Consider the following 23,337-nt stretch of genomic DNA (forward strand, 5'->3'; position numbering starts at 1 on the left):
AGTGACGAGAGCAAAGAGAAAATGGGATCATATTCAATATGCACTAACAACTGGTCAAACGAGTAACGCTGGATTTGATTGTGTTTCTTTTGTACATCAAAGCTTACCTAACACATCTCTCTCAAAGGTTCATTTGGGAACGAAAATAGGCGAACTAAAAACTAGTTCGCCTATTTTTATCAATGCAATGACCGGCGGCGGCGGTGCAAAGACACTTGAAATTAATAGTCAGCTCGCGCGGGTGGCAAAAGAAACAGGCGTAGGGATGGCTGTAGGCTCACAGATGGCAGCGTTAAAAGATAAGGAAGAACGTACTTCATATGAAGTTGTTCGAGAAGAAAATCCAGAAGGGCTTATATTTGCAAATTTGGGTAGCGAAGCCACAATCAATCAAGCAAAAGATGCGGTAGAGATGATTCAGGCTGACGCTTTACAAATTCATTTAAATGTCGTTCAAGAGTTAACGATGCCAGAGGGAGATCGTGATTTTTCGCATGCCCTCAAACGTATCGAAAAGATTGTAAACCACGTAGATGTGCCAATTATCGTCAAAGAAGTAGGGTTCGGTATGAGTCGTGAAGCAGTAGCAAAGCTTGAAGGTGTGGGCGTTAATATCATAGATGTTGGTGGATATGGTGGCACTAATTTTTCTAAAATTGAGAACGAACGAAGAGAGAGGGGACTGTCGTTCTTTGATGGATGGGGGATTCCGACTGCTACATCTATTGTCGAAGCTCATTCACATGGTAGTGACATTACGATACTAGCATCTGGGGGAATTCAGACGAGTATGGATATTGCAAAATCGATTGCTCTTGGCGCTAACGGTGTGGGAATGGCAGGGTATTTCTTGAAGATATTAGTGGATTCTGGTTACGAAGCAGTAATAGAAGAAGTGACATCCATTCATGAAGAGTTAAAGATGATTATGACAGCTATCGGTGCCTGCAATCTTGATGAATTACAACATGCCCCCCTTATTTTTAAGGGAGAAGTGCTTGAGTGGTTGCAACAGCGACAAATTGATACACATAAATACAGTACAAGAACGATTCATTCAATATAAGAATTCAGATTAAAATAAGAGGCTGCTCACAAGAGTAGTCTCTTTTTTAGGTTTAAATGGATCCTTTTAATAAAAGTCATATTAAAGAGATGTGCGCGACTTTGTTGTCTAAAACAAAAATCGCGCTAACACGTAATTAGGGGAAATATTTTAATAAAAGTTGCATTAAAGAGTAATACCGTTACTAAGCGGTTTGCCGTTCTTTTGAGTTATTCATTGGGATTATTTAATTGACGAGCGTTTTCTGGACTTTGCATTGTTGTTGCCCCATCGTACTGAATACTTTGGTCACGATCTGATTCGACTCGCTTGCTCTTTTTTAGTTTTTTTTCCTGACGATCTTTTCCCATATAAACACCTCCTAATTATTAAGATAAGAAACCAGAGATTTTTTATTCAAATAGATTAAACTACATAGTTTCTACCCATAATGGGGATAGTAGGAGGTGTATGTATATGGAAGGTCTTTTCTTTTATTGGATTGCTTGGTCACTCTGGATTATTGTCACATTTTTCGTCAGTAAGGCAAATACCTATCGTTATTTAGCGTCAGTCGCACTATTATTGCTTATTATCATTACGCCTTATCATTTTTCAATAGGAACGACAGAAATTGGGGTCAGCTTCTTCCTTCTCTATATTGTCACTAGTTGTCTTTATATTAAAACGAAATGTGGTCATCCTCTCTATTTGGTTACATGTATGCTCATTGTCTCATTTGCTTACTGTGCTTTTCTATGCTTTGAGATGTTTGATCCAATCTGGTTTGTTTTTAACCGTGACTGGATTTTAGCTGTTATTCTAGCATGCTTAGTCATATTTCTTCATAAGCGTGCGTTAAGCCGTATTTGTATATTAATGTTTGCTGCATTGAACGGAGAGGTAATATTTGCGCTTATTATTCAAAAGTATGGATTTCCTTTCCAAATTGGATCTTTTCGCTTTCTTGATGTCCTAAGTATGGCATTTGTCGTTGTTTCTGGGTGGAATATGATTGAATATTTGGCTGCTTATCTCGAAAGAAACTTAAACCCATTAGTAAAGGAGAAGCAAAATTATCATGAATGAATATATCTATCCAGTTGTTTTAGGTGTATTGACAGGCACATTAACAAGAATATATATGTTAAGAACAGATTATCGACAGTATCCAACCTATTTACATGGGAAGATTATTCATATTGCCTTAGGTTTTATTGCTGCTGGATTAGGAAGTGTTGCCATCCCGTCAATCATGGAGGAGGATTTTACTGCGATCACCTTCTTAACCGTTGCTGCTTCACAGTTCCGTGAGGTTAGAAATATGGAAAGAAATACTTTAACTGAATTGGATAGTTATGAAATGGTTCCACGAGGTAGGACCTATATAGAAGGAATAGCCATTGCTTTTGAAAGTAGGAATTATTTGGTCATGTTTACATCGCTAATTACCACATTATTTTACCTCTTATTTAATCTGTGGGTCGCACTAATCGCTGCTGCTATTTCCGTCGTATTATCAAAAGCAATGATGAGTGGTGGTAAGTTATCAGATATCGTTGAAATTAAACCTGTGAAACCCCATTTCGACGGTGCCGGATTATATGTTGACAACATTTATATTATGAACATTGGACTTCCGGAAAGACAAGAAGAAGTTTTAAAGTATGGAATGGGGTTTATTCTGATCCCGAAAAATTTTAATGTCAATACAACAATTGCAAACTTAGGACAAAGGCAAGCGATATTACATGATGTTTCTACAGCTCTAGGGGTAGTGACAGATTCAGGTGCTCCAGCACTTGTGCCACTAGCAAAAAGGGATTTAGATGATGGGCGAGTAGGGGTATTCATCCTACCACAGGAAAAAACGGTTGAAAAAGCAATTAAAGTTATAGGTCAAGTACCAACTTTGGAAAATGCAATAAAAATGCCAAAAGAAATGCATGTGCCGAAATAATAGGGAGGGATAAATGATGGAAGTCAATAAATTTGTACTTGCAGTTATCACAACAAATCCAAAGAAAGTCCCTAGTGGTGCAGCGGTGTTTCATTGTGAGGATAAAAAAGAAATGGAAGTGATCGCTACAAATTTAGAAGCCATTTTAGATGGGATTGCTCATTTGCTGACTGAAGAAATGTATGTGATTGTCCGCCATTAATAATGAATATGTAGCTTCTTCTTGTAAGGAAGGTGGCTGTTTGGTAATATATTATAGTTGAACCCTTCATTATTTGAAGGGTTTCTTTTAAATCAAATTTGCTTACATTAATGAATATAAGCAAGTATTTTAATGAAATTGAGGGGTGATGTTCGTGACAAAACCAGTACTGGCAATTGTCGGACGTCCAAATGTAGGAAAATCCACTATTTTTAACAGAATTGTTGGTGAACGAATTTCAATCGTTGAAGATATTCCTGGCGTTACAAGAGATCGTATTTATAGTTCTGCAGAATGGTTAACTCATGATTTTAATATTATTGATACAGGTGGCATAGATATTGGGGACGAGCCCTTTTTAGAACAAATTCGTCAACAAGCTGAAATCGCTATCGACGAGGCTGATGTGATCGTTTTCTTAGTAAACGGTCGTGAAGGTGTAACATCTGCGGATGAAGAAGTAGCGAAAATTTTGTATAAAGCGAAAAAGCCTGTTGTTCTTGGAGTCAATAAAATTGATAATCCAGAAATGAGACAAATGATTTATGACTTTTATTCCCTTGGCTTTGGCGAACCGTTTCCGATTTCAGGATCGCATGGCCTAGGATTAGGTGATTTGTTAGATGAGGCAGCGAAGAACTTCCCTAATCATGACGAAAATCAATACGATGATGATGTCATTAAGTTCTCGCTTATAGGCCGTCCAAACGTAGGGAAATCATCTTTAGTAAATGCTATTCTAGGAGAAGATCGCGTCATTGTTTCTAATGTAGCAGGAACGACAAGAGATGCGATTGACTCACAGCTTAAGTATAATGGTGATGAGTATGTCATTATAGATACAGCAGGTATGCGTAAAAAAGGCAAAGTGTACGAAACCACTGAGAAATATAGTGTGTTACGTGCTTTAAGAGCCATTGAACGTTCTGATGTGGTTCTCATTGTTCTCGATGGTGAAGAAGGTATCATTGAACAAGATAAACGTATTGCAGGTTATGCACATCAAGCTGGTAGGGCTGTCATTATTGTTGTGAATAAATGGGATGCGGTTGAAAAAGATGAGAAAACAATGAAGAAGTTCGAACAAAATATTAGGGATCATTTCCAATTCCTTGATTACGCACCGATTGTTTTTCTTTCAGCATTGACGAAGAAAAGGATTCATACATTGATTCCAATGGTGAACATTGCTAGTGAAAATCATATGATGCGCGTGGAAACAAATGTTTTAAATGATGTTATAATGGATGCAGTGGCAATGAACCCAACACCAACAGATAAAGGAAGAAGACTGCGAATATATTATGCTACCCAAGTAGCAATTAAACCGCCGACCTTCGTTGTATTTGTTAATGATCCAGAGCTTCTACATTTCTCTTATGAAAGATTTCTTGAAAACAGAATTAGAGATGCTTTTGGATTTGAAGGGACACCAATTAAAATTATTGCAAGAGAACGCAAATAAATTAATTATTCACTATTAGCATAGTAAAAGCGGGCAGCTGTATGATTTGATGACTCATCATTTCAAAATAGCTGTCTCTTACATAATTATGAAGAGCCCAACGGATCTTTAGTAAAGGTAAAAAAACGACTATTCTTCCGCTCGACTAACGCTTTTTTCAGATAGGTGTTTCCATTCCTTTTTTTAAAATATGCGAAATGAATTGAAATGAGGTGAATGCAAGATGAGTCAAAAAGAAAAAATAGCTGTTCTTGGTGCCGGAAGTTGGGGTACAGCCCTTGCGATGGTGCTAGCAGATAATGACCATGAAGTGCGTTTATGGGGTCACAAGGAAAAACAAATTAAAGAAATTAATGAAAAGCATACAAATGAGGCGTATTTACCTGCGATTACTTTACCAAAAAATATTGTAGGTTATACAGAGCTTGTTCAAGCATTAGAAGGTATTGAAACAATCATTCTAGCTGTACCTACGAAAGCAATTAGGGAAGTTTTACAGAATGTTGCTGAAGTAAGAAAAGAACCATTGACAATCGTACATGTGAGTAAAGGGATTGAACCAGATACTTCAAAAAGAATTTCTGAAATGATTGAAGAAGTGACACCTACAGATCTTTTAAAAGATGTGGTTGTATTATCAGGACCTAGTCATGCTGAAGAAGTTAGTTTGCGCCACCCGACAACTGTAGCGGTCTCCTCTAAAAATATGAAGGCAGCTGAAAAAGTCCAAGATTTATTTATTAATCAAAACTTTAGAGTATACACAAACCCGGATATTGTTGGTGTTGAAATTGGTGGAGCATTAAAAAACATTATTGCCTTAGCAGCGGGTATTTCAGATGGACTTGGTTATGGTGATAATGCGAAAGCAGCGCTAGTAACTAGAGGATTAGCAGAAATCACAAGACTAGGTGTAAAAATGGGCGCAAGACCGTTAACTTTCTCAGGTCTAGCGGGCATAGGTGATTTAATCGTGACTTGTACAAGTACTCATTCTAGAAACTGGCGAGCAGGGAACCTTCTAGGCAAAGGCAAAAACTTAGATGAAGTATTAGAAAATATGGGTATGGTCGTTGAAGGCGTTCGAACAACAAGGGCAGCCTATCAATTAGCAGAGAAATATGATGTGCAAATGCCCATAACATCTGTTCTATATGACATTTTATTTAATGATATCGATGCTAAAGACGGAGTTGACCGTCTAATGGCGCGTACAAAAACAAATGAAATGGAAGATATTGCAGATATTTTTATGGCTCACAATCAAGATAACTAATAATTTGATGCTGTTTTAAAAAATATAGGCATATGAGGAGACGGGCGGCTTATCCTTTGCATACAATGCCTTGAAGCAAACTGGTAAAATGAACAGGGTGAATAGGGTATTTTAGTCATTTGCCGAGGATAAGAGAGCCCCTTCTTATTCCTCGGTTATTTTTTTACATAATTTATTCATAAGAATGAGAATGTTCAATCAGTCAAATAATCGCTTTCCTTTTACTGCAATACATAAAATTATCTGATAATGCTGTCAAAGCGAACGAACTGTATGGTATAATACAATTCGGAAAAAGGAGTGAATGAGATGTCACCAGGTTTAATGAAAATGTGGATTGCCCTCGCTTCAATGGGCTTTATGTTTATTGCTATTTTACTTATCTATTTAAGTCGTTTTAAGTTGAAAAATGGGGTGTTAAAAGGGGTAACGGCTCTATTTGCCTATAGTTTTATGGTAGTAAGTGGTCTCATTATTTTTCTAGTCGTATTTAGCGGTCCAGTTTCAGAATAGAACATCGCAAGGGGCTACCCCCGAAAATACATAATTAAAGGTTGATGTATATGAAAAAAAAGAGCTATTTATGTAGCTTATTTATACTCATAACCCTTCTTTTATCTGGATGTATGTATCCAGAAGAAGAAAGAGCAAAAAATCAAATTCCTTACGAAGATGAAATTAATCGCGTACAAACAGCCATCAAACAATATCAAGAGGAAACAGGTGGTCTACTACCTATAAAAACGACGGAAGAAGGCACACCGGTTTTTCAAAAATATCCAATTGATTTTAAGAAACTTGTACCAAAGTACATCGCTGAGTATCCTAGCAATGCATTTGAATCCGGAGGCGTTTTTCAATATGTACTGATAGATGTTGAAGATGATCCGAAAGTGAAATTGTCAGATTTACGAATTGCTGATGAAATAAGAGATATTACTCTCCGCATTCGCATGGAAGGATACCCACCTTATAAGGAAAATATCGGTGAAAATGTATACTCATTAGATTTTACTAAAATCGGTTATAATGATGAACCGAAAGCTGTTAGTCCGTTTAGTGGTAACGAACTATCGTATGTGGTGACAGGCGATGGAGAAGTATTCGTTGATTATCGTACCGACTTAATGCAACTGATGGAAGCAGGGGATATTAAAGCTCAGAACAGTGATATTCGCTACCATTTAGTTGAAGATTCACCTTTCGTGCCATCTTATTCATTACCGTATACGATAGATGAAAAAAAGAATGAACCAATATTTTTAGTGAATTAGTCATAACCCTCTCTCTACAAAATATATTGTAGAGGGAGGGTTTTTTCTCTTTTCATACGATAATGAAGAGCAACTATTGATTGCATAAAGAAAAAGTGAGAAAGGGGATTTTTTTTAAAAAAGTTGGCATATTCATATCGGACAACATCATAGATATATAGTGTACAAATATAAATTATTGGATAATATTATCCCACTAACTCATGATTCAGGAGGGGATCACTTGGAAAAGGTAGATATTTTTAAAGATATTGCCGAACGAACAGGCGGTGATATCTATTTTGGAGTAGTAGGTGCAGTCCGTACTGGTAAATCGACATTTATTAAGAAATTCATGGAGCTAGCAGTCCTCCCAAATATGGACAACGAGGCTGATCGAGCACGAACCCAGGATGAGCTCCCTCAAAGTGCAGCAGGAAAAACAATCATGACGACAGAACCAAAGTTTGTGCCGAATCAAGCTGCTAATGTCCATGTGGATGAAGGGTTGGAGGTTAATATCCGTCTTGTCGATTGTGTTGGCTATACAGTCCCAGGAGCAAAAGGATATGAGGATGAAAATGGTCCAAGGATGATCAATACTCCTTGGTATGAGGAGCCCATTCCATTTCACGAAGCAGCCGAAATCGGTACAAGAAAAGTCATTCAAGAACACTCTACAATAGGTGTCGTCATTACGACAGATGGTACAATCGGAGAAATTCCTCGTGCAAACTACATTGAAGCTGAGGAAAGAGTCATTGAAGAGCTTAAAGAAGTAGGAAAACCATTTATTATGGTCATCAATAGTGTGCAACCACACCATCCGGCAACTGAGGACCTTCGTCTGAAGCTATCAGAGAAATATGATATCCCTGTACTTGCTATGAGTGTAGAAGGAATGAGGGAATCTGATGTATATAGCGTGATGCGAGAAGCATTGTACGAATTCCCTGTTTTAGAGGTAAATGTAAACTTACCAAGTTGGGTAATGGTTCTTCACGAAGATCATTGGTTACGTGAGAGTTATCAAGAAGCCGTGAAAGAGACTGTAAAAGATATTAAGAGGTTACGAGATGTTGATCGTGTTGTACATCAATTTAGTGATTTCGAATTTATTGATCGTGCGGGCTTAGCCGGGATAGAAATGGGTCAAGGGATCGCTGAAATTGATTTATATGCCCCAGATGACTTATATGATGAAGTATTAAAAGAAATTGTCGGTGTTGAAATACGTGGCAAAGATCATCTTCTTGAACTGATGCAAGAATTTGCCCATGCAAAATCGGAATATGATCAAATCTCAGATGCGCTTAGAATGGTGAAACAGACAGGATATGGTATCGCAGCTCCATCACTGTCTGATATGAGTTTAGATGAGCCTGAAATTACAAGGCATGGTTCAAGGTTTGGTGTTCGCTTGAAAGCTGTTGCCCCATCTATTCATATGATCAAAGTTGATGTCGAATCTGAGTTTTCTCCGATTATCGGAACAGAGAAACAAAGTGAAGAGCTAGTTCGTTACTTAATGCAAGACTTTGAAGATGATCCGCTTTCAATCTGGAATTCAGATATCTTTGGTCGATCGCTTAGTTCGATTGTTAGAGAAGGAATCCAAGCAAAATTATCATTGATGCCTGAGAATGCTAGATATAAACTCAAAGAGACTTTAGAAAGAATTATAAACGAAGGCTCTGGGGGACTCATTGCCATTATATTGTAGAAACAAAAGGCGACTTTCATTCTATTCGGATGAAAAGTTGTCTTTTTTTATGTTGAAAAACAGTATGAAACGGATTCGTATACTTTTGTGGATAAATAAAGTATTATCTATCAATGAAAGAAGAGCGAACTTTAGAGTAGAAGTTTAATTTTAAGTCACCTAAAAAAAGATCATTCAGCCTTTCACTTACATAAAAATGCATAAAAATACAGTGTGGTTGCTTTGTTTTTATCCTTTATAGAAAGCACAATTATACAAAAATGAAAGAGCTTACATTTTTTATCACTATAAATTTGTCAAGCTTTAAGCCTGGATTTGGCGGGTTTTATCTCTCCTTATTACAAATTTGTTTCAAATAAGAAAAGATTGCCATCAAATCATGAAATATCCTTGATATGCTCATTTGATTATGATAATCTTTTAAGCAGAATTAACGTTGTAACGGTAAGAACCCTTATGAAATAAGGCTTTTTGCAGCAAAAAAGTTGAAATTCTTCTTTTTTTGAGATATGATAAGTTTCTGCTTTAACAAAAATGCGTTACAACGTATAGAATTCAGTAATTTTGTTTACAAATGAATGTAAGGAATCTTTATTTTACTGGGTTTACGATATTTTTTGGGAGGAGGTGAAAGTAATGAACAAAACTGAACTAATTAATGCAGTTGCAGAAGCTAGCGAGCTTTCTAAGAAAGATGCTACTAAAGCAGTTGATGCTGTTTTCGATACAGTGCTTGATGCACTTAAAAATGGTGATAAAGTACAACTAATTGGTTTTGGTAACTTTGAAGTTCGTGAACGTGCAGCACGTAAAGGCCGCAACCCACAAACTGGCGAAGAAATCGAAATCGCTGCAAGCAAAGTTCCTGCTTTCAAACCAGGAAAAGCGCTTAAAGATGCAGTAAAGTAATTAATTACATAATTAATTGCTTAAGGAAGAACCGCGAATCTTTTCGCGGTTTTTCTTATAACTTTAAGATTAATTGGCAACAAATAGTCAATTAATCAGAGGATCATAGCACGAGCCCCCAGTAATTGAATGATAACCTATATGGATAATCTAACCTCGTTAATTTTCTCTACAAAAAACAATGTACAATCCATATCATGAGTGAATGAATAGTTTAATGTGTGGGTTATAAAAAATTATTGTTCTTTCCTGCCATATGTACATAACGTATCACTTATTCTTAAAAAAAACTAAATAGGAGTTTGACGGTACTTGTGTTCATTTATATAATAGTATCCTAAAAGGAAGAAAGTTTATCCTTTATTTTTTCTATAACTTTTTGTCTGGTAAGAAATAATTATGCTAGCATATAAGATAATAGTTTATAGTTCCGTAATAGGAGGTAGCTGAATGTCAGAAGTTAATCGCGCTCAAATTGAAGAAGCTGTAAGGCTTATATTAGACGCTATTGGAGAAAATCCGAATCGAGAGGGGTTACTGGATACACCAAAAAGAGTAGCCAAAATGTATGAAGAGGTATTTTCGGGCATACACCAAGACCCTGAAGAATATTTTGAAACCGTTTTTGGTGAGGATCATGAAGAACTTGTCCTTGTAAAAGATATTCCATTCTTTTCAATGTGTGAACATCATCTTGTCCCTTTCTTTGGGAAGGCGCATGTTGCCTATATTCCTAGAAATGGTAAAGTGACAGGGTTAAGCAAGTTAGCAAGGGCTGTAGAAACTGTTGCAAGAAGACCGCAACTTCAAGAGCGCATTACAGCTACAGTAGCAGATGCTATTTTACATAAATTAAATCCTCATGGCGTGATGGTAGTCGTAGAGGCAGAACATATGTGTATGACGATGCGGGGTGTAAAAAAACCTGGTAGTAAAACAGTCACTTCTGCAGTGAGAGGTGTTTTTGCGGAAGATGGAAATACAAGAGCAGAAGTGTTGTCATTTATAAAAGGGTAATAGGATAGAGGTGACTCAAAATGGAGAGAACAAATCCTGGTAATGAATATGTCGTCATTAAAGCGAAAGAAGATGGCGTGAATGTGATTGGTTTAACAAGAGGCTCAGACACGAGGTTTCATCATTCTGAGAAATTAGATGAGGGTGAAGTCATGATTGCTCAATTTACTGAGCATACTTCTGCTATTAAAATACGGGGACATGCGTCCATCGTTACGGCATATGGAGAAGTAGAAAGTGAAAAGAAAGCTTGAACATATGATTGCGATGAATTTATATGCCTTTCCTTTATATTCCCCTAACAAGTCACTTTGTTTTATGATATAATTGTCACTGGCTTATCATTGATGTCAAGTGCTCTACCATTCAAGTTAAATAAGCTTTAAAAAAGGAATGGAAGCAATGATTTTATAAAAGTGAGAGGCTTTTTTTATGTCTAAGGGAGAACAATTAAGTCACTTTTTGGGCAATGTAAAAGGGAAGTGCTACTATAAATAATCTTTAGTAAATGATTGGTTCATATGTCGATCATAAGGATTGCCCGTATCGGGGGAATATATAATGAATGCAAACAAGAACGCCAAACTACAAGATATGAATACACGATTAATGAATTTAAAGGAAGTTCTGCAGAAAAAAACTCGTCAACCTTATATGTCGAAAATCATACGACAGCCATATATTGACGAAGACAAGCTTCTTTTAATCATGTTTATTGTCGATAACCTGCAAATACCGAAATTTAAAGCAGATAAATATATCATAACGACCATGCTTGTGCAAATCGCCCTTGATACACATGAAAGCGTTCAAAATGATCCTCTGCCATTAGAGCGTCTAAAGGGAAGGCAGCTCACCATTTTAGCAGGAACATATTATAGTGGATTATACTACCAAATTTTAGCTGAAATAGATGATATTTTTATGATACGAACTTTAGCTGAAGGAATTATGGAAGTAAATGAACATAAAGTTTCTGTTTATAGCCATGATAGAGACACTGTAGAATCGTTAATGGAGTCTTTAAAAAAGACGGAGTCCTCTTTATTTGATCGTATCACTCACTTTTACAATAGAAGTGAGCTTGGTGAATTAGCAGCAAATCTTGTTTTTATAAATAGAGTATTACTCGAGAAAAAGCGATTTTTAGCTAGTAAACCATCCATTTTATTTGACGCCTTATCTAAATTATTTGAGACAGAGCAAAATGTACCATTCAATTTGCCTAACAATAAACAACGTCTTATAAATATTTGTGATAAATACGTCTCCTTATCCTTTAAAGAAATTGAGAAATCCATTGATAAATGCGAACATACAGAGCTATTTAGAGAAAAACTAAAATGGATGAAAAGCCATCAACAAGAAGCTGTTCAGTCATTTGTAGAGGAAGGTTAAATACATGGTACAATCGAAAGAAGAACGTGTGCATAAAGTATTTGAAAAAATATATGGTAATTACGACAAGATGAACTCGGTCATAAGTTTTCAACAGCACCTGCGCTGGCGGAAAGATACGATGAAACGAATGGATGTAAAGCCTGGAGCAAAAGCGCTCGATATTTGTTGTGGAACCGGCGATTGGACGATTGCACTATCAGAAGCTGTGGGTGAAAAAGGGGAAGTCATTGGTTTAGATTTTAGCAAAAATATGCTTAAGATTGGTGAAGAGAAGGTGAGCAATCACCCAATCAAGAACATAGAATTAGTCCATGGAAATGCGATGGAATTACCATACCCTGATAATAGCTTTGACTATGTAACAATTGGATTCGGCTTACGGAATGTTCCTGATTATATGCAAGTCTTAAAGGAAATGTACCGTGTAGTAAAGCCTGGTGGTATAGCTGTTTGCTTAGAAACTTCTCAGCCGACAATGATTGGCTTTAAACAAGGTTACCGTTTTTATTTCCGTTTTATTATGCCGGTATTCGGTAAAATTTTTGCAAAAAGCTATGAGGAATATTCATGGTTACAAGAGTCTGCAAAAGATTTTCCTGGCATTAAAGAATTAGCAGGAATGTTTAAGAAAGCAGGTTTTGGTGACGTGGAGTATAAGCCATATACTGGTGGCGTTGCAGCGGTCCATATTGGACATAAATAATAATTTGTTCTGAAATGTAATTCATCATTGACAAGTATGAATGTGCATGAAGGATTTAAAGCTGGGTGAGTATCGATATGAAATTAAAGATGATCTATTCTTTTTTGAATGCTGACATCAATATTATTGAAAAAGAATTAGAGGACACTATACAGGCTGAATCGCCTTTGCTTCATGAGGCATCCCTTTCATTATTACAGGCTGGTGGAAAAAGATTGCGACCAGTATTTGTTTTACTTGGTGGTAAATTTGGCAATTATGATATTAATAACATAAAAAATGTAGCGGTTTCATTAGAACTCATCCATATGGCGTCACTTGTTCATGATGATGTAATTGACGATGCAGATTTGCGTCGCGGACAGCCGACAATTAAATCTAAGTGGGATAACCGGATTGCTATGTATACCGGCGATTATATTTTTGCGAGAGCCCTTGATGTTCTCTCTAACATTAATAAGCCGATTGCGCACCAAATTTTAGCTCACACGCTTGTGGAATTATGTTTAGGTGAAATTGAACAGATTGAGGACAAATTTCAATTTAATCAAAATCTGCGAAAGTACTTGCGTCGAATAAGAAGAAAAACAGCTATACTCATTGCAGCGAGCTGTCAATTAGGAGCAATCGCAGCAGATGTAGAGGACGGGTTACATAAAAAGTTATATCATATAGGTTATTATATTGGAATGAGTTATCAAATTATTGACGACGTGCTAGATTTTGTGGGGACAGAAAAAGAGCTAGGGAAACCTGCTGGTGGTGATTTGAAGCAAGGTAATATAACTTTACCTGTTTTGCTTGCTATGGAAACACCTGCTATAAAAGACTACTTAGTAACAATAACTGACCATTCAACAGAAGCAGAAATTGAGCGCGCATTAGATTTGATAAAAAACTCCGATGCTATTGATCGAAGCTTGACATTAAGTGATTTATATCTTCAAAAAGCACTAGAATTGATTGCTGAGCTTCCACAAAACCGCGCAAAAAATTTACTGAGAGATATTGCTAAAACAATTGGTAAAAGAAAGTTTTAACCGTAACTGTCATTTTATCATTTGAGAGTTGCTTAATTGTCAAAACAATGATAATATTTTTGATGGATTATGGATGATTAATAATACATAGAGCAAGAGGAGTGTTTGAAAATGGAACAAACTTTTTTAATGGTTAAACCCGATGGTGTACAACGTAATTTAATTGGAGAAATTGTTTCTCGTTTTGAAAAGAAAGGCTTCCAACTAAAAGGTGCGAAGTTAATGAGTATTCCTACTGAGCTAGCAGAAGAGCATTATGGAGAGCATAAAGAGCGTCCTTTCTTTGGTGAATTAGTAGACTTTATTACTTCTGGACCCGTTTTTGCTATGGTTTGGGAAGGTGAAAATGTGATTGCTACAGCTCGTCAAATGATGGGTGCAACGAACCCTAAAGATGCTGTACCTGGATCTATCCGTGGTGATTTCGCAGTAACTGTTGGTAAGAATGTTATTCATGGTTCAGACTCAAAAGAAAGTGCAGAACGTGAAATCGGTCTCTTCTTTAAAGAAGAGCAAATTGTTGAATACAAAAAGTTAATCAACGATTGGTCTAACTAATCTATTCACGCTAAAAACGTCTGGCAATTGCCAGGCGTTTTTTTTGCATAAAAAAATTGTCGTGTACCCACACAGTTGGGCAAGAACAGACGTGGTTCCTTCTTGTTTAAACTACTGACTTGTAAGTAGTGAAAAGGAGAAAACTGGCCAAGCAAATCGGTTTTGCCCATCCAACGAGCGTGAAGAAGAGGAAGATAGCAGAGCAAAAGTGATTGGTACATCCATTGAGTGTGACAAAGAGAAAGATACTTGAGCAAAGTCGTTTATGAGTAATTCATGAAGCTGTCCTATGAAAGAGTAGAGTAACGATAAACCTTCCCTTGCTCTTTTTACTCTTTTTATAAAAGCCGATTGAATTATTTACGGCAATTCAAAAAAATTTCAACATTATTTGCACTTTTGTTTTATACTAGATAGAAAATGTAGCTTTATAAGGGAGGTGTACACCTCATGTACGAACATGAATATGAGCAATTTATTGAAAAGGTTAAACAATATACGGGCATTGATTTGGCTCAATATAAAGAAACGCAAATGAAAAGACGACTTCAAGCTTTTTATGATAAAAAGGGATATACATCTTTTAACCAGTTGTATCTTGCGATGGTTAAAGACAAAAAACTGTTGGCTGAGTTTTTAGATCGAATGACGATAAATGTCTCTGAGTTTTATCGAAATCGAAAGAGGTGGGAAGTGTTAGAAAAAGAAATACTACCTCTATTGTTACAGAAGAAAGAGCCATTGAAGCTATGGAGTGCGGCCTGTTCAACAGGCGAGGAGCCATACACATTAGCCATGATCTTATCTAAATACTTACCTCTTTCAAAAATTCGAATTTTTGCTACTGATATTGATGAATCTGCACTACTCAGAGCAAAAACAGGTATTTACCATGAGCGATCTCTACAGGAGATTCCTGATGAAATGAAAAAGAAGTATTTTATTCAAGAAGGAAAACAATTTATTCTATCAGATGAGATTAAACAAACCGTGGTCTTCCAAAAGCAAAACTTACTTGCCGATTCTTTTTTAAAAGATTATGACTTAATTATTTGTCGTAATGTCCTTATTTATTTTACCGAAGAAGCAAAAGCGATGATTTATAGCAAATTTAGTAAAGCTCTTAAAAATGGTGGATACTTATTTGTCGGAAGTACAGAACAAATATTTAACCCCTCTCTATATGACTTGAAAAATCAGCAATCTTTCTTTTATAAAAAGACAAGCGGGCTGTCGGTAATAAATAATTAGCCTTTTCGTCCTACCTAGTTCCATAACTTTTTATAGAAATAAAAGATTATTTTTAAATTTATACTATGTTTATAGATGTTCATATGTTATATTGATACATAATCCTTTAAAGCGTTGAAGGGGGAAAGGGAAATGAGATATTTAACTTCTGGGGAATCACATGGACCCCAATTAACAACAATTATTGAAGGCTTGCCTGCAGGTTTGCCATTATTAGAAACAGATATTAATGAGTCACTTGCAAGAAGGCAAAAAGGATATGGTCGTGGCCGTAGAATGCAAATTGAAAAAGATACAGTCCAGATTACATCCGGCGTTAGACATGGATACACATTAGGATCACCGGTTGGCCTTGTTGTTGAGAACGATGATTGGAAGCATTGGACTAAAATTATGGGGCAAGCTCCAATCGAACCGGAGGAATTAGAAGAAGTAAAAAGAAAAATAACCAGACCGAGACCTGGTCATGCGGATTTAAATGGTGCTGTGAAATACGGTCATAGAGATATGAGAAATGTATTAGAACGCTCATCAGCTCGAGAAACAACAGTACGAGTAGCAGCAGGTGCAGTAGCGAAAAAGTTATTATCATCTTTAGGCATTGAAGTTGTAGGACATGTGGTGGAAATTGGTGGCATTGTCTCAAATGTGAAAACTTATTCTTCAATGGAAGAATTAAAAACAATAACTGAAGAATCTCCAGTTCGTTGTTTAGACAATGTCGCAGCAGAAGAGATGATGGCGGCGATTGACAATGCCAAGAAGAATGGTGATTCTATTGGTGGTGTTGTTGAAGTAGTTGTAGAAGGTATGCCAGCGGGGGTAGGTAGTTATGTTCATTATGATCGTAAACTAGATGCTAAACTTGCATACGCCATGTTGAGTATAAACGCATTTAAAGGTGTCGAATTTGGTATTGGCTTTGAAGCCGCTAGAAAGCCTGGTAGTCAAGTACATGATGAGATTGCTTGGAGTGAGGAGAAAGGTTATTACCGTAAAACCAATAATCTCGGTGGTTTTGAAGGCGGCATGACAACTGGTATGCCGATTGTTGTTAAAGGTGTAATGAAACCTATACCAACTCTATATAAGCCGTTAGAAAGTGTAGATATTGATACGAAAGAACCTTTTAATGCTAGTATTGAACGTTCAGATAGTTGTGCAGTACCAGCGGCGGCAGTAGTGGCAGAGCATGTAATTGCTTGGGAGTTAGCGAGTGCGATTGTTGAACAATTCTATGCAGATCGCTTTGAAACGTTAAAGGATATCATTGACGATCAAAAACGGTATGCAAAGGAGTTTTAAGATGATGCAGCTGCAAATTTCAACTCAAGATCACTCTTATCCTGTCGTTATTGGTAGCGGCGCTATTCACGGTGTACATGCATTCATTCAAGAAAATATGAAGGAAGTCACCAATATTGGTATCATTATTGATGAAAAGGTAGCGGATATTTATTGGAACGACTTAAAGGCAGCTTTTAATGAGCTGCCCTTCTCCGTTTACATTGCACCTAGTGGAGAAAGTGCAAAGACTTTCGATGTCTATTATGATATTACTGGTTTTTTACTTGAGAAAAAGCTCGATAGGAAATCACTTATTATTGCTATAGGTGGAGGCGCCATTGGTGACTTGGCAGGGTTTGTTGCTTCTACGTTTATGAGAGGTATCCCTTTTATACAAATACCCACAACCATTCTTGCCCACGATAGTGCGGTAGGTGGTAAAGTAGCCATTAATCATCCTTTAGGAAAGAATATGATTGGTGCCTTTCATCAGCCGGAAGCCGTTTTCTACGATTTAGAATTTTTACAATCATTATCCTTACAGGAAAAACGTTCAGGGTTCGCTGAAGTAATTAAACATGGACTCATTCATGATGAAGTGTTTTATGCACAGATGCGCAATGAACTCCATACGCTAGATGAACTTTCTCCTACTTTACTTTCATCCTTTTTAACAAGAGGCATAGAAATAAAAGGAGAGTTCGTCGCAGCGGATGAGACAGAAAAAGGTGTGCGCGCATATTTAAATTTTGGTCATACATTAGGTCATGCGATTGAGGCTGAAATGGGCTACGGTGGCTGGACGCATGGTGAATCGGTCGCAGTTGGAATGATTTTTGCTCTTAAATTAAGTCAGAAAAAATTAAATCTTTCATTTAATGTAGATGATTTTACACAATGGTTACAGGTTTTAGGCTACACAACAACGATTCCTGCTCATATAAGTCATGAAAAGTTGTTAAAAAGAATGAAACAAGATAAAAAGAGTGTCGCAGGTCAAGTAAAGTTTGTGTTGTTAACAAGCATCGGCAACCCAGTTTTAGAGGATATTTCCGATGAAATCATACTACAAGAATTGGCAAGCTTTCATAAGGGGGGAGAAAGGTGATTCGTGGGGTGAGAGGTGCGGTTACTGTTGAAAAGAATGAAGAAAACGAAATAGTGGCAGCTACCGAGCAGTTGCTACGGGAAATGATTAAGGAGAACCAGATAGATGCACATTCAGTCGTTAGCGTTTTTATTTCAGTAACAGATGATATCACAGAAGCCTTTCCAGCAAAGGCGCTACGGGCAATTGAGGGATGGACATATGTGCCTGTTATGTGCATGAGAGAAATTCCTGTTCCAAAAGGCTTAACAAAATGTATTCGGGTAATGATGCATGTGAACACGGAAATTGCTCAAGAAAAAATTTCCCACATTTATTTAGGAAATGCAGTATCATTACGACCGGATTTACAACAAGAAGAATTAAATAGATAAAGAAGAGGAGTATGAGGAAAATGAAGTGGAAGCAGCAAATATTAAATTTGACCCCTTACCAACCTGGAAAATCTATAGATGAAGTAAAAAAACAATATGGACTAAGTGAAATAACAAAACTTGCTTCTAATGAAAATCCCTTCGGTTGTTCACCAAAAGCGTCAGAGGCAATTCAGCAACCTTCTGCATTTTTTGCTTTATATCCGGACGGCTATGCTACAAATTTGCGTGAAGCCCTAGCTGGCCATCTTGGAGTGAATCAGGATCAATTAATCTTTGGAAATGGCTCGGATGAGACAATTATGATGCTTTCTCGTGCATTATTAAGTCCTGAAACAAATACGGTTATGGCTACACCAACCTTTCCTCAATATAAACATAATGCAATCATTGAAGGAGCGGAGGTACGTGAGGTACCGCTAAAAGAAGGGCAGCATGATCTTGAGAATATGTTAGCGCAAATTGATGAGCAAACAGCAATCGTTTGGGTGTGTAGTCCGAACAACCCAACTGGCACCTATATTCCCAATGATGAACTAGTGTCGTTTATTAGCAAAGTTCCAGAAGATGTATTAGTTGTACTAGATGAAGCGTATTGTGAATATACAACAGCAGAAGATTATCATGATTCTATTAAAATTGTTGAGGCTTTTCCACATGTCATCGCTCTTCGTACTTTTTCTAAAATTTATGGCCTTGCTAGCCTACGTATTGGTTACGGGATTGCTCAAGCACCACTCATTCGCGCTTTAGATCCAGTCAGGGAACCATTCAATGCCAACCGCTTTGGTCAAGAAGTGGCTATACAGGCGTTATCTGATGATGTGTTCATTGAAAAATGCAGACAAGAGAATCGAAGTGGATTAGCACAATTTTATCAATTTTGTGAGGAAAACGGGTTAGATTACTATCCATCCCAAGGGAATTTTATTTTAATTGACTTTGCTGTAGACGGAAATCGTGTTTTTCAATCACTGTTAGAAAAGGGCTATATTGTTAGATCAGGTCAAGCATTAGGTTTTCCAACAGCTGTGCGTGTAACAGTTGGATCGAAGGAACAAAATGACGGTGTTATACAAGCAATGGCTCAATTTCTTTCGGAAATCAAAACAGTATCTTAATGAGGAATCTTTTATTTCAGAGGCGGCTTTCGTCTCTGAAATTGTTTTACATGAAAAAGTATTTGTAGGGTAATGGTGTTTTCTAATTTATCAATTTACCCTCATACATTCGTCAATCAATGAGTTTTCTAACAAGAGGTGTGTTAAAACATGAATGGACAAGTATTTGTTATTGGTCTAGGATTAATCGGTGGTTCTATTGCACTTTCAATTAAGCATACTCATCTTGAAGCCAAATGTAGTGGTTATGATGTAAATAAAGAACAGTTAAAACTCGGTAAGATGTTGGGTGTCATTGATGAGGCAGTATTAACTATACGTGAAGGTGCTGAGAAGGCTGATCTGATTATTATTGCTACACCAGTAAATGAGACAAAAAGAATCTTAGAAGAGCTCGCACATATGGATCTTAAAAGAAATGTAATAATAACAGATGCGGGGAGTACGAAAAAAGAAATCATATTATCTGCCAATCATTTAAAACAAAAAGGTTTTACATTCATTGGTGGTCATCCGATGGCCGGTTCACATAAGAGTGGTGTATCTGCAGCCAGACGACTTTTATTTGAGAATGCCTTCTATCTTTTAACGCCTGAACCACATATTACGGAAGCGGAAATCAGTTGTTTAAAAAAGTGGCTGATTAGTACCAAGGCTAAGTTTATTACAGTGACACCACATGAGCACGATTACTTAACAGGTGTGATTAGTCATTTCCCACATATTATTGCTGCTTCTCTCGTTCGTCAAGCCGAAGAGAGTAGTCAAACACAAAAACTAATTCCCCGCCTTGCTGCAGGTGGTTTTCGGGATATTACAAGAATTGCTTCTAGTAGCCCGGCGATGTGGCGTGATATTCTCCTGCAGAATAATGAGGTGTTATTAGCTTTATTAGAAGACTGGAAAAAAGAAATGAACTATGTTCATGAAATGCTTACGAGTGCGGATAATGAAGAGATCTTTCAATATTTCCAATCTGCCAAAACCTTTCGTGATGAAATGCCACAAAAACAAAAAGGAGCCATTCCGGCCTTTTATGACCTATTTGTCGATGTTCCTGATTATCCAGGGGTCATTTCGGAAATTACTGGCTACTTAGCAAAAGAAGAGATTAGCATTACAAATATTAGTATTAGAGAAACGAGAGAAGAAATAACTGGCGTGCTTGTGATTAGCTTTCAAACGGAAGAGGATCGTGATCGTGCAATCGTCTGCATAGGTAGAGAAACATCTTTTGAATATACAATTGGCATGTAACAATGTTAAGAAAAGGGTGATTAAGAGTGAGTGTAAAGAGTTTGGATTTTATACATAATGGATTATCAGGTGAGATTCATATCCCTGGAGATAAATCGATTTCTCATCGGTCGATTATGTTTGGTTCAATAGCAGAAGGTAAAACAGTCGTTAAGAATTTCTTAGCTGGTGAAGATTGCCTTAGTACAATTGCTTGTTTTAAAAAACTTGGCGTTAAAATTGAGCGTGAAGATCAAACAGTCATTATTCATGGTAAAGGGATGGACGCCCTAAAAGAACCAGAAGAAGTGCTTGATGTAGGTAATTCTGGAACAACCATTCGTCTCATTATGGGTATTCTTTCTGGGCGGCCTTTTCATAGTGTTTTAATCGGTGATTCGTCAATTGGTAAACGTCCTATGACAAGAGTGGTTGGACCATTAAAGGAAATGGGCGCTAAAATAGAAGGGCGTCAATCAGGTGAGTTTACTCCCTTATCAGTTACAGGTGGTGAGCTTGAATCAATCACCTATACTTTACCAGTAGCCAGTGCTCAAGTGAAATCTGCCATCATACTTGCTGGATTACAAGCAAAAGGAACAACAAAAATCATTGAACCTGAAAAAACGAGAGATCATACAGAAAGAATGATCCATGCTTTCGGTGGTAAGGTGACAAATGATAATGGAACGATTTCGGTTGAAGGTGGTCAATCATTTAAAGCAACGAATCTGATCGTACCAGGAGATATTTCCTCAGCGGCCTTTTTCCTAGCGGCAGGAGCTATCGTACCTAATAGTAAAATCGCCCTCAAAAATGTTGGTCTAAATCCAACAAGAACAGGTATCATTGATGTACTTCAAGAAATGGGTGCCAAAATGACGATTCAGCCTTATGAGAGAAACGGTCAAGAGGAGCCTGCGGGTGATATTATGATTGAAACATCTGAACTTAAAGGTGTCACAATTGGCGGAGAAATGATACCGAGATTAATTGATGAAATACCAATCATTGCCCTACTTTCGACTCAAGCTACTGGGAAAACAATTATTAAAGATGCGCAAGAATTAAAAGTGAAAGAAACGAATCGTATTGACACCGTTGTAAATGAGTTGAAAAAACTAGGTGCAAATATTGAAGCGACTGATGATGGGATGATTATTGAAGGTCAAACTTCTCTTTCAGGAGGATCGGTGCAAAGCTATGGTGATCATCGTATTGGTATGATGTTATCCATTGCTTCATTAATTTCGGACGGTGCTATAGAACTCTATCAGCCAGATGCTATCGCTGTTTCTTATCCAAGCTTCTTTGATCATATTGATCATTTATTAAAGTAAATCATATCTATTGGCTTGTGGTACATCCCAATGATGACATAGGGTATGTACCATAAGCTTTTCTTTTTGTGCGAAATGGTTAAAAACGAACATATATTATTGTTTTCATCATAGCTTGTTTATAAAGATGAGAGAAGGATGATGATAAATGGTATATATAATTGAAAATGCTTATAGGCAGAATAAAAGCAGAGGCGCCTATGTTCCTACCTCCTATGTTATCGATAAAGAGAAAATCCTTTCCGTTAGAGAAGCACCCTATAGGCAATATAAGTATATGAAATTAGACGGAGAGCCGTATGTGATTTCTCCTCCACTAGTAAAGTATGTCGAGACAATACCGTACGATATGCCTAACTTCTTTCTTTCTGAGCTGATTTTAAAGGGATGTCTAGTGTTTATGACGAAGGTGGAAATAAGCTATAAACATCAATTGCATTCAGCTATCCAACTATTAGATGAGAAGTTGAAAATTTCTCCAATTGATTATTTGATAGGAGTACAAATGCCGTTGGCTTCACTGCAGCCAGACATGATAAGATTATTAAAAAAAGAAAAAGTGTCTGCTGTTTTTGTGGAAATAACGGGACTCAATGATCTAGACGAAATGCCGTGGGGTTGGGTGAAAGAAGCGTTCTTTCCTTACTTTAGTACCTTAATCCCTATTTTTAAGGATGTTGAGAATGAGAAAGACGACCGTTTATTGCAACAAAAGTGGGTGTATTATATGAAAAAGCATCGCCTGCCATATGTGGCTTATCCATTAAATAATGGAGAGTTAATCAATGAGCAAACGCAAGCAACAATCGGTTTATACCCATTTAAAACCCAATTACAACCTGGGTCAGAAGCGAATTATAATTTTTACGAACGAGGCAGGGAAATCACATATATTGAAGAATTAGATGTATATCATTATCATAGAGAGAGGCTGGTCATCTCATGTTTACGTGGGAGAGTCTTACGGGCAGGTGATTGGCATCATCCGCTTGAAGGATATGGTAAGAGGATCATGATTAAGACACCATCATACTACCAGTTATCATAATTGTATTGAAAGGAAATTGA

General features: G+C 37.0%; 25 protein-coding genes. 24 read left to right on the plus strand and 1 reads right to left on the minus strand.

The window, feature by feature from the left end; translation table 11 throughout:
- Position 1: 1 nt before the first annotated feature.
- Entirely contained in the window at positions 2-1,066 is a 1,065-nt protein-coding gene (fni, locus tag H9655_RS03335; protein WP_191810841.1) for a type 2 isopentenyl-diphosphate Delta-isomerase, read from the plus strand.
- 209 nt (positions 1,067-1,275) lie between these two features.
- Here fni and H9655_RS03340 read toward each other — a convergent pair whose 3' ends face one another.
- Positions 1,276-1,416 (minus strand): YpzI family protein, encoded by a 141-nt coding sequence (locus tag H9655_RS03340; protein ID WP_191810843.1) that lies wholly within the window; start codon positions 1,414-1,416, stop codon positions 1,276-1,278.
- A gap of 106 nt (positions 1,417-1,522) precedes the next feature.
- Between H9655_RS03340 and H9655_RS03345 the strand changes: the two genes are divergently transcribed.
- The 23 genes from H9655_RS03345 to H9655_RS03455 all read left to right on the plus strand — a co-directional run bounded on the left by H9655_RS03345 (position 1,523) and on the right by H9655_RS03455 (position 23,317).
- Complete coding sequence (locus H9655_RS03345) at positions 1,523-2,134, plus strand: YphA family membrane protein (RefSeq protein WP_191810846.1); 612 nt, start codon at positions 1,523-1,525, stop codon at positions 2,132-2,134.
- Positions 2,127-3,005, plus strand: a complete 879-nt coding sequence (locus H9655_RS03350) for a YIEGIA family protein (protein ID WP_191810847.1) — start codon at positions 2,127-2,129, stop codon at positions 3,003-3,005. The genes H9655_RS03345 and H9655_RS03350 overlap by 8 nt, the downstream gene beginning before the upstream one ends.
- A 16-nt stretch (positions 3,006-3,021) precedes the next feature.
- Positions 3,022-3,207, plus strand: a complete 186-nt coding sequence (locus H9655_RS03355; RefSeq protein WP_191810850.1) for a capping complex subunit for YIEGIA — start codon at positions 3,022-3,024, stop codon at positions 3,205-3,207.
- 154 nt (positions 3,208-3,361) lie between these two features.
- Positions 3,362-4,672 carry a ribosome biogenesis GTPase Der gene (gene der, locus H9655_RS03360; RefSeq protein WP_191810852.1) on the plus strand — a complete coding sequence of 437 codons (1,311 nt, stop codon included), beginning with the start codon at positions 3,362-3,364 and terminating at the stop codon, positions 4,670-4,672.
- A 223-nt stretch (positions 4,673-4,895) separates the two neighbouring features.
- Positions 4,896-5,948 carry an NAD(P)H-dependent glycerol-3-phosphate dehydrogenase gene (locus tag H9655_RS03365; RefSeq protein WP_191810854.1) on the plus strand — a complete coding sequence of 351 codons (1,053 nt, stop codon included), beginning with the start codon at positions 4,896-4,898 and terminating at the stop codon, positions 5,946-5,948.
- Between the two features lie 309 nt (positions 5,949-6,257).
- A complete protein-coding gene (locus H9655_RS03370; RefSeq protein ID WP_095372749.1) occupies positions 6,258-6,461 on the plus strand; it encodes a DUF2768 domain-containing protein in 204 nt (67 codons plus the stop codon).
- A 50-nt stretch (positions 6,462-6,511) separates the two neighbouring features.
- The gene (locus H9655_RS03375) at positions 6,512-7,222 is read left to right on the plus strand and encodes a hypothetical protein (protein WP_191810856.1); all 711 of its coding nucleotides are present in this window, start codon (positions 6,512-6,514) and stop codon (positions 7,220-7,222) included.
- 223 nt (positions 7,223-7,445) lie between these two features.
- A complete protein-coding gene (gene spoIVA / locus H9655_RS03380; protein WP_095372751.1) occupies positions 7,446-8,924 on the plus strand; it encodes a stage IV sporulation protein A in 1,479 nt (492 codons plus the stop codon).
- A 636-nt stretch (positions 8,925-9,560) separates the two neighbouring features.
- Positions 9,561-9,833 (plus strand): non-specific DNA-binding protein Hbs, encoded by a 273-nt coding sequence (gene hbs / locus H9655_RS03385; RefSeq protein ID WP_066200607.1) that lies wholly within the window; start codon positions 9,561-9,563, stop codon positions 9,831-9,833.
- A 450-nt stretch (positions 9,834-10,283) separates the two neighbouring features.
- Positions 10,284-10,850, plus strand: a complete 567-nt coding sequence (folE, locus tag H9655_RS03390) for a GTP cyclohydrolase I FolE (protein ID WP_191810858.1) — start codon at positions 10,284-10,286, stop codon at positions 10,848-10,850.
- 20 nt (positions 10,851-10,870) lie between these two features.
- Positions 10,871-11,104, plus strand: coding sequence for a trp RNA-binding attenuation protein MtrB (gene mtrB, locus H9655_RS03395; RefSeq protein WP_095372754.1), 234 nt, complete (start codon positions 10,871-10,873; stop codon positions 11,102-11,104).
- A gap of 307 nt (positions 11,105-11,411) precedes the next feature.
- The gene (locus H9655_RS03400; protein WP_191810860.1) at positions 11,412-12,248 is read left to right on the plus strand and encodes a heptaprenyl diphosphate synthase component 1; all 837 of its coding nucleotides are present in this window, start codon (positions 11,412-11,414) and stop codon (positions 12,246-12,248) included.
- A gap of 4 nt (positions 12,249-12,252) precedes the next feature.
- A complete protein-coding gene (locus H9655_RS03405) occupies positions 12,253-12,954 on the plus strand; it encodes a demethylmenaquinone methyltransferase (protein ID WP_191810862.1) in 702 nt (233 codons plus the stop codon).
- 77 nt (positions 12,955-13,031) lie between these two features.
- Complete coding sequence (gene hepT / locus H9655_RS03410) at positions 13,032-13,994, plus strand: heptaprenyl diphosphate synthase component II (RefSeq protein ID WP_191810864.1); 963 nt, start codon at positions 13,032-13,034, stop codon at positions 13,992-13,994.
- 111 nt (positions 13,995-14,105) lie between these two features.
- On the plus strand, positions 14,106-14,552 hold the full coding sequence (gene ndk / locus H9655_RS03415; RefSeq protein WP_095372758.1) for a nucleoside-diphosphate kinase: 447 nt from the start codon (positions 14,106-14,108) through the stop codon (positions 14,550-14,552).
- A gap of 450 nt (positions 14,553-15,002) precedes the next feature.
- The gene (locus H9655_RS03420; RefSeq protein WP_191810866.1) at positions 15,003-15,803 is read left to right on the plus strand and encodes a CheR family methyltransferase; all 801 of its coding nucleotides are present in this window, start codon (positions 15,003-15,005) and stop codon (positions 15,801-15,803) included.
- Between the two features lie 132 nt (positions 15,804-15,935).
- On the plus strand, positions 15,936-17,108 hold the full coding sequence (gene aroC / locus H9655_RS03425) for a chorismate synthase (RefSeq protein WP_191810868.1): 1,173 nt from the start codon (positions 15,936-15,938) through the stop codon (positions 17,106-17,108).
- A gap of 1 nt (position 17,109) precedes the next feature.
- Positions 17,110-18,198 (plus strand): 3-dehydroquinate synthase, encoded by a 1,089-nt coding sequence (gene aroB / locus H9655_RS03430; RefSeq protein WP_191810870.1) that lies wholly within the window; start codon positions 17,110-17,112, stop codon positions 18,196-18,198.
- Positions 18,195-18,572 carry a chorismate mutase gene (gene aroH / locus H9655_RS03435; protein ID WP_191810872.1) on the plus strand — a complete coding sequence of 126 codons (378 nt, stop codon included), beginning with the start codon at positions 18,195-18,197 and terminating at the stop codon, positions 18,570-18,572. Before aroB ends, aroH begins: the two co-directional genes overlap by 4 nt.
- 20 nt (positions 18,573-18,592) lie before the next feature.
- On the plus strand, positions 18,593-19,693 hold the full coding sequence (gene hisC / locus H9655_RS03440; protein ID WP_191810874.1) for a histidinol-phosphate transaminase: 1,101 nt from the start codon (positions 18,593-18,595) through the stop codon (positions 19,691-19,693).
- Positions 19,694-19,843: 150 nt separating this feature from the next.
- Positions 19,844-20,950 carry a prephenate dehydrogenase gene (locus H9655_RS03445; RefSeq protein ID WP_191810876.1) on the plus strand — a complete coding sequence of 369 codons (1,107 nt, stop codon included), beginning with the start codon at positions 19,844-19,846 and terminating at the stop codon, positions 20,948-20,950.
- Between the two features lie 26 nt (positions 20,951-20,976).
- Positions 20,977-22,269 (plus strand): 3-phosphoshikimate 1-carboxyvinyltransferase, encoded by a 1,293-nt coding sequence (gene aroA, locus H9655_RS03450; RefSeq protein ID WP_318245439.1) that lies wholly within the window; start codon positions 20,977-20,979, stop codon positions 22,267-22,269.
- 148 nt (positions 22,270-22,417) lie between these two features.
- Positions 22,418-23,317: a hypothetical protein gene (locus H9655_RS03455; RefSeq protein WP_191810878.1), complete on the plus strand. Its 900-nt coding sequence runs from the start codon at positions 22,418-22,420 to the stop codon at positions 23,315-23,317.
- The last annotated feature ends 20 nt before the right edge of the window (positions 23,318-23,337 follow it).

The organism is Cytobacillus stercorigallinarum (assembly GCF_014836495.1).
Lineage (GTDB): Bacteria > Bacillota > Bacilli > Bacillales > Cytobacillaceae > Cytobacillus > Cytobacillus stercorigallinarum.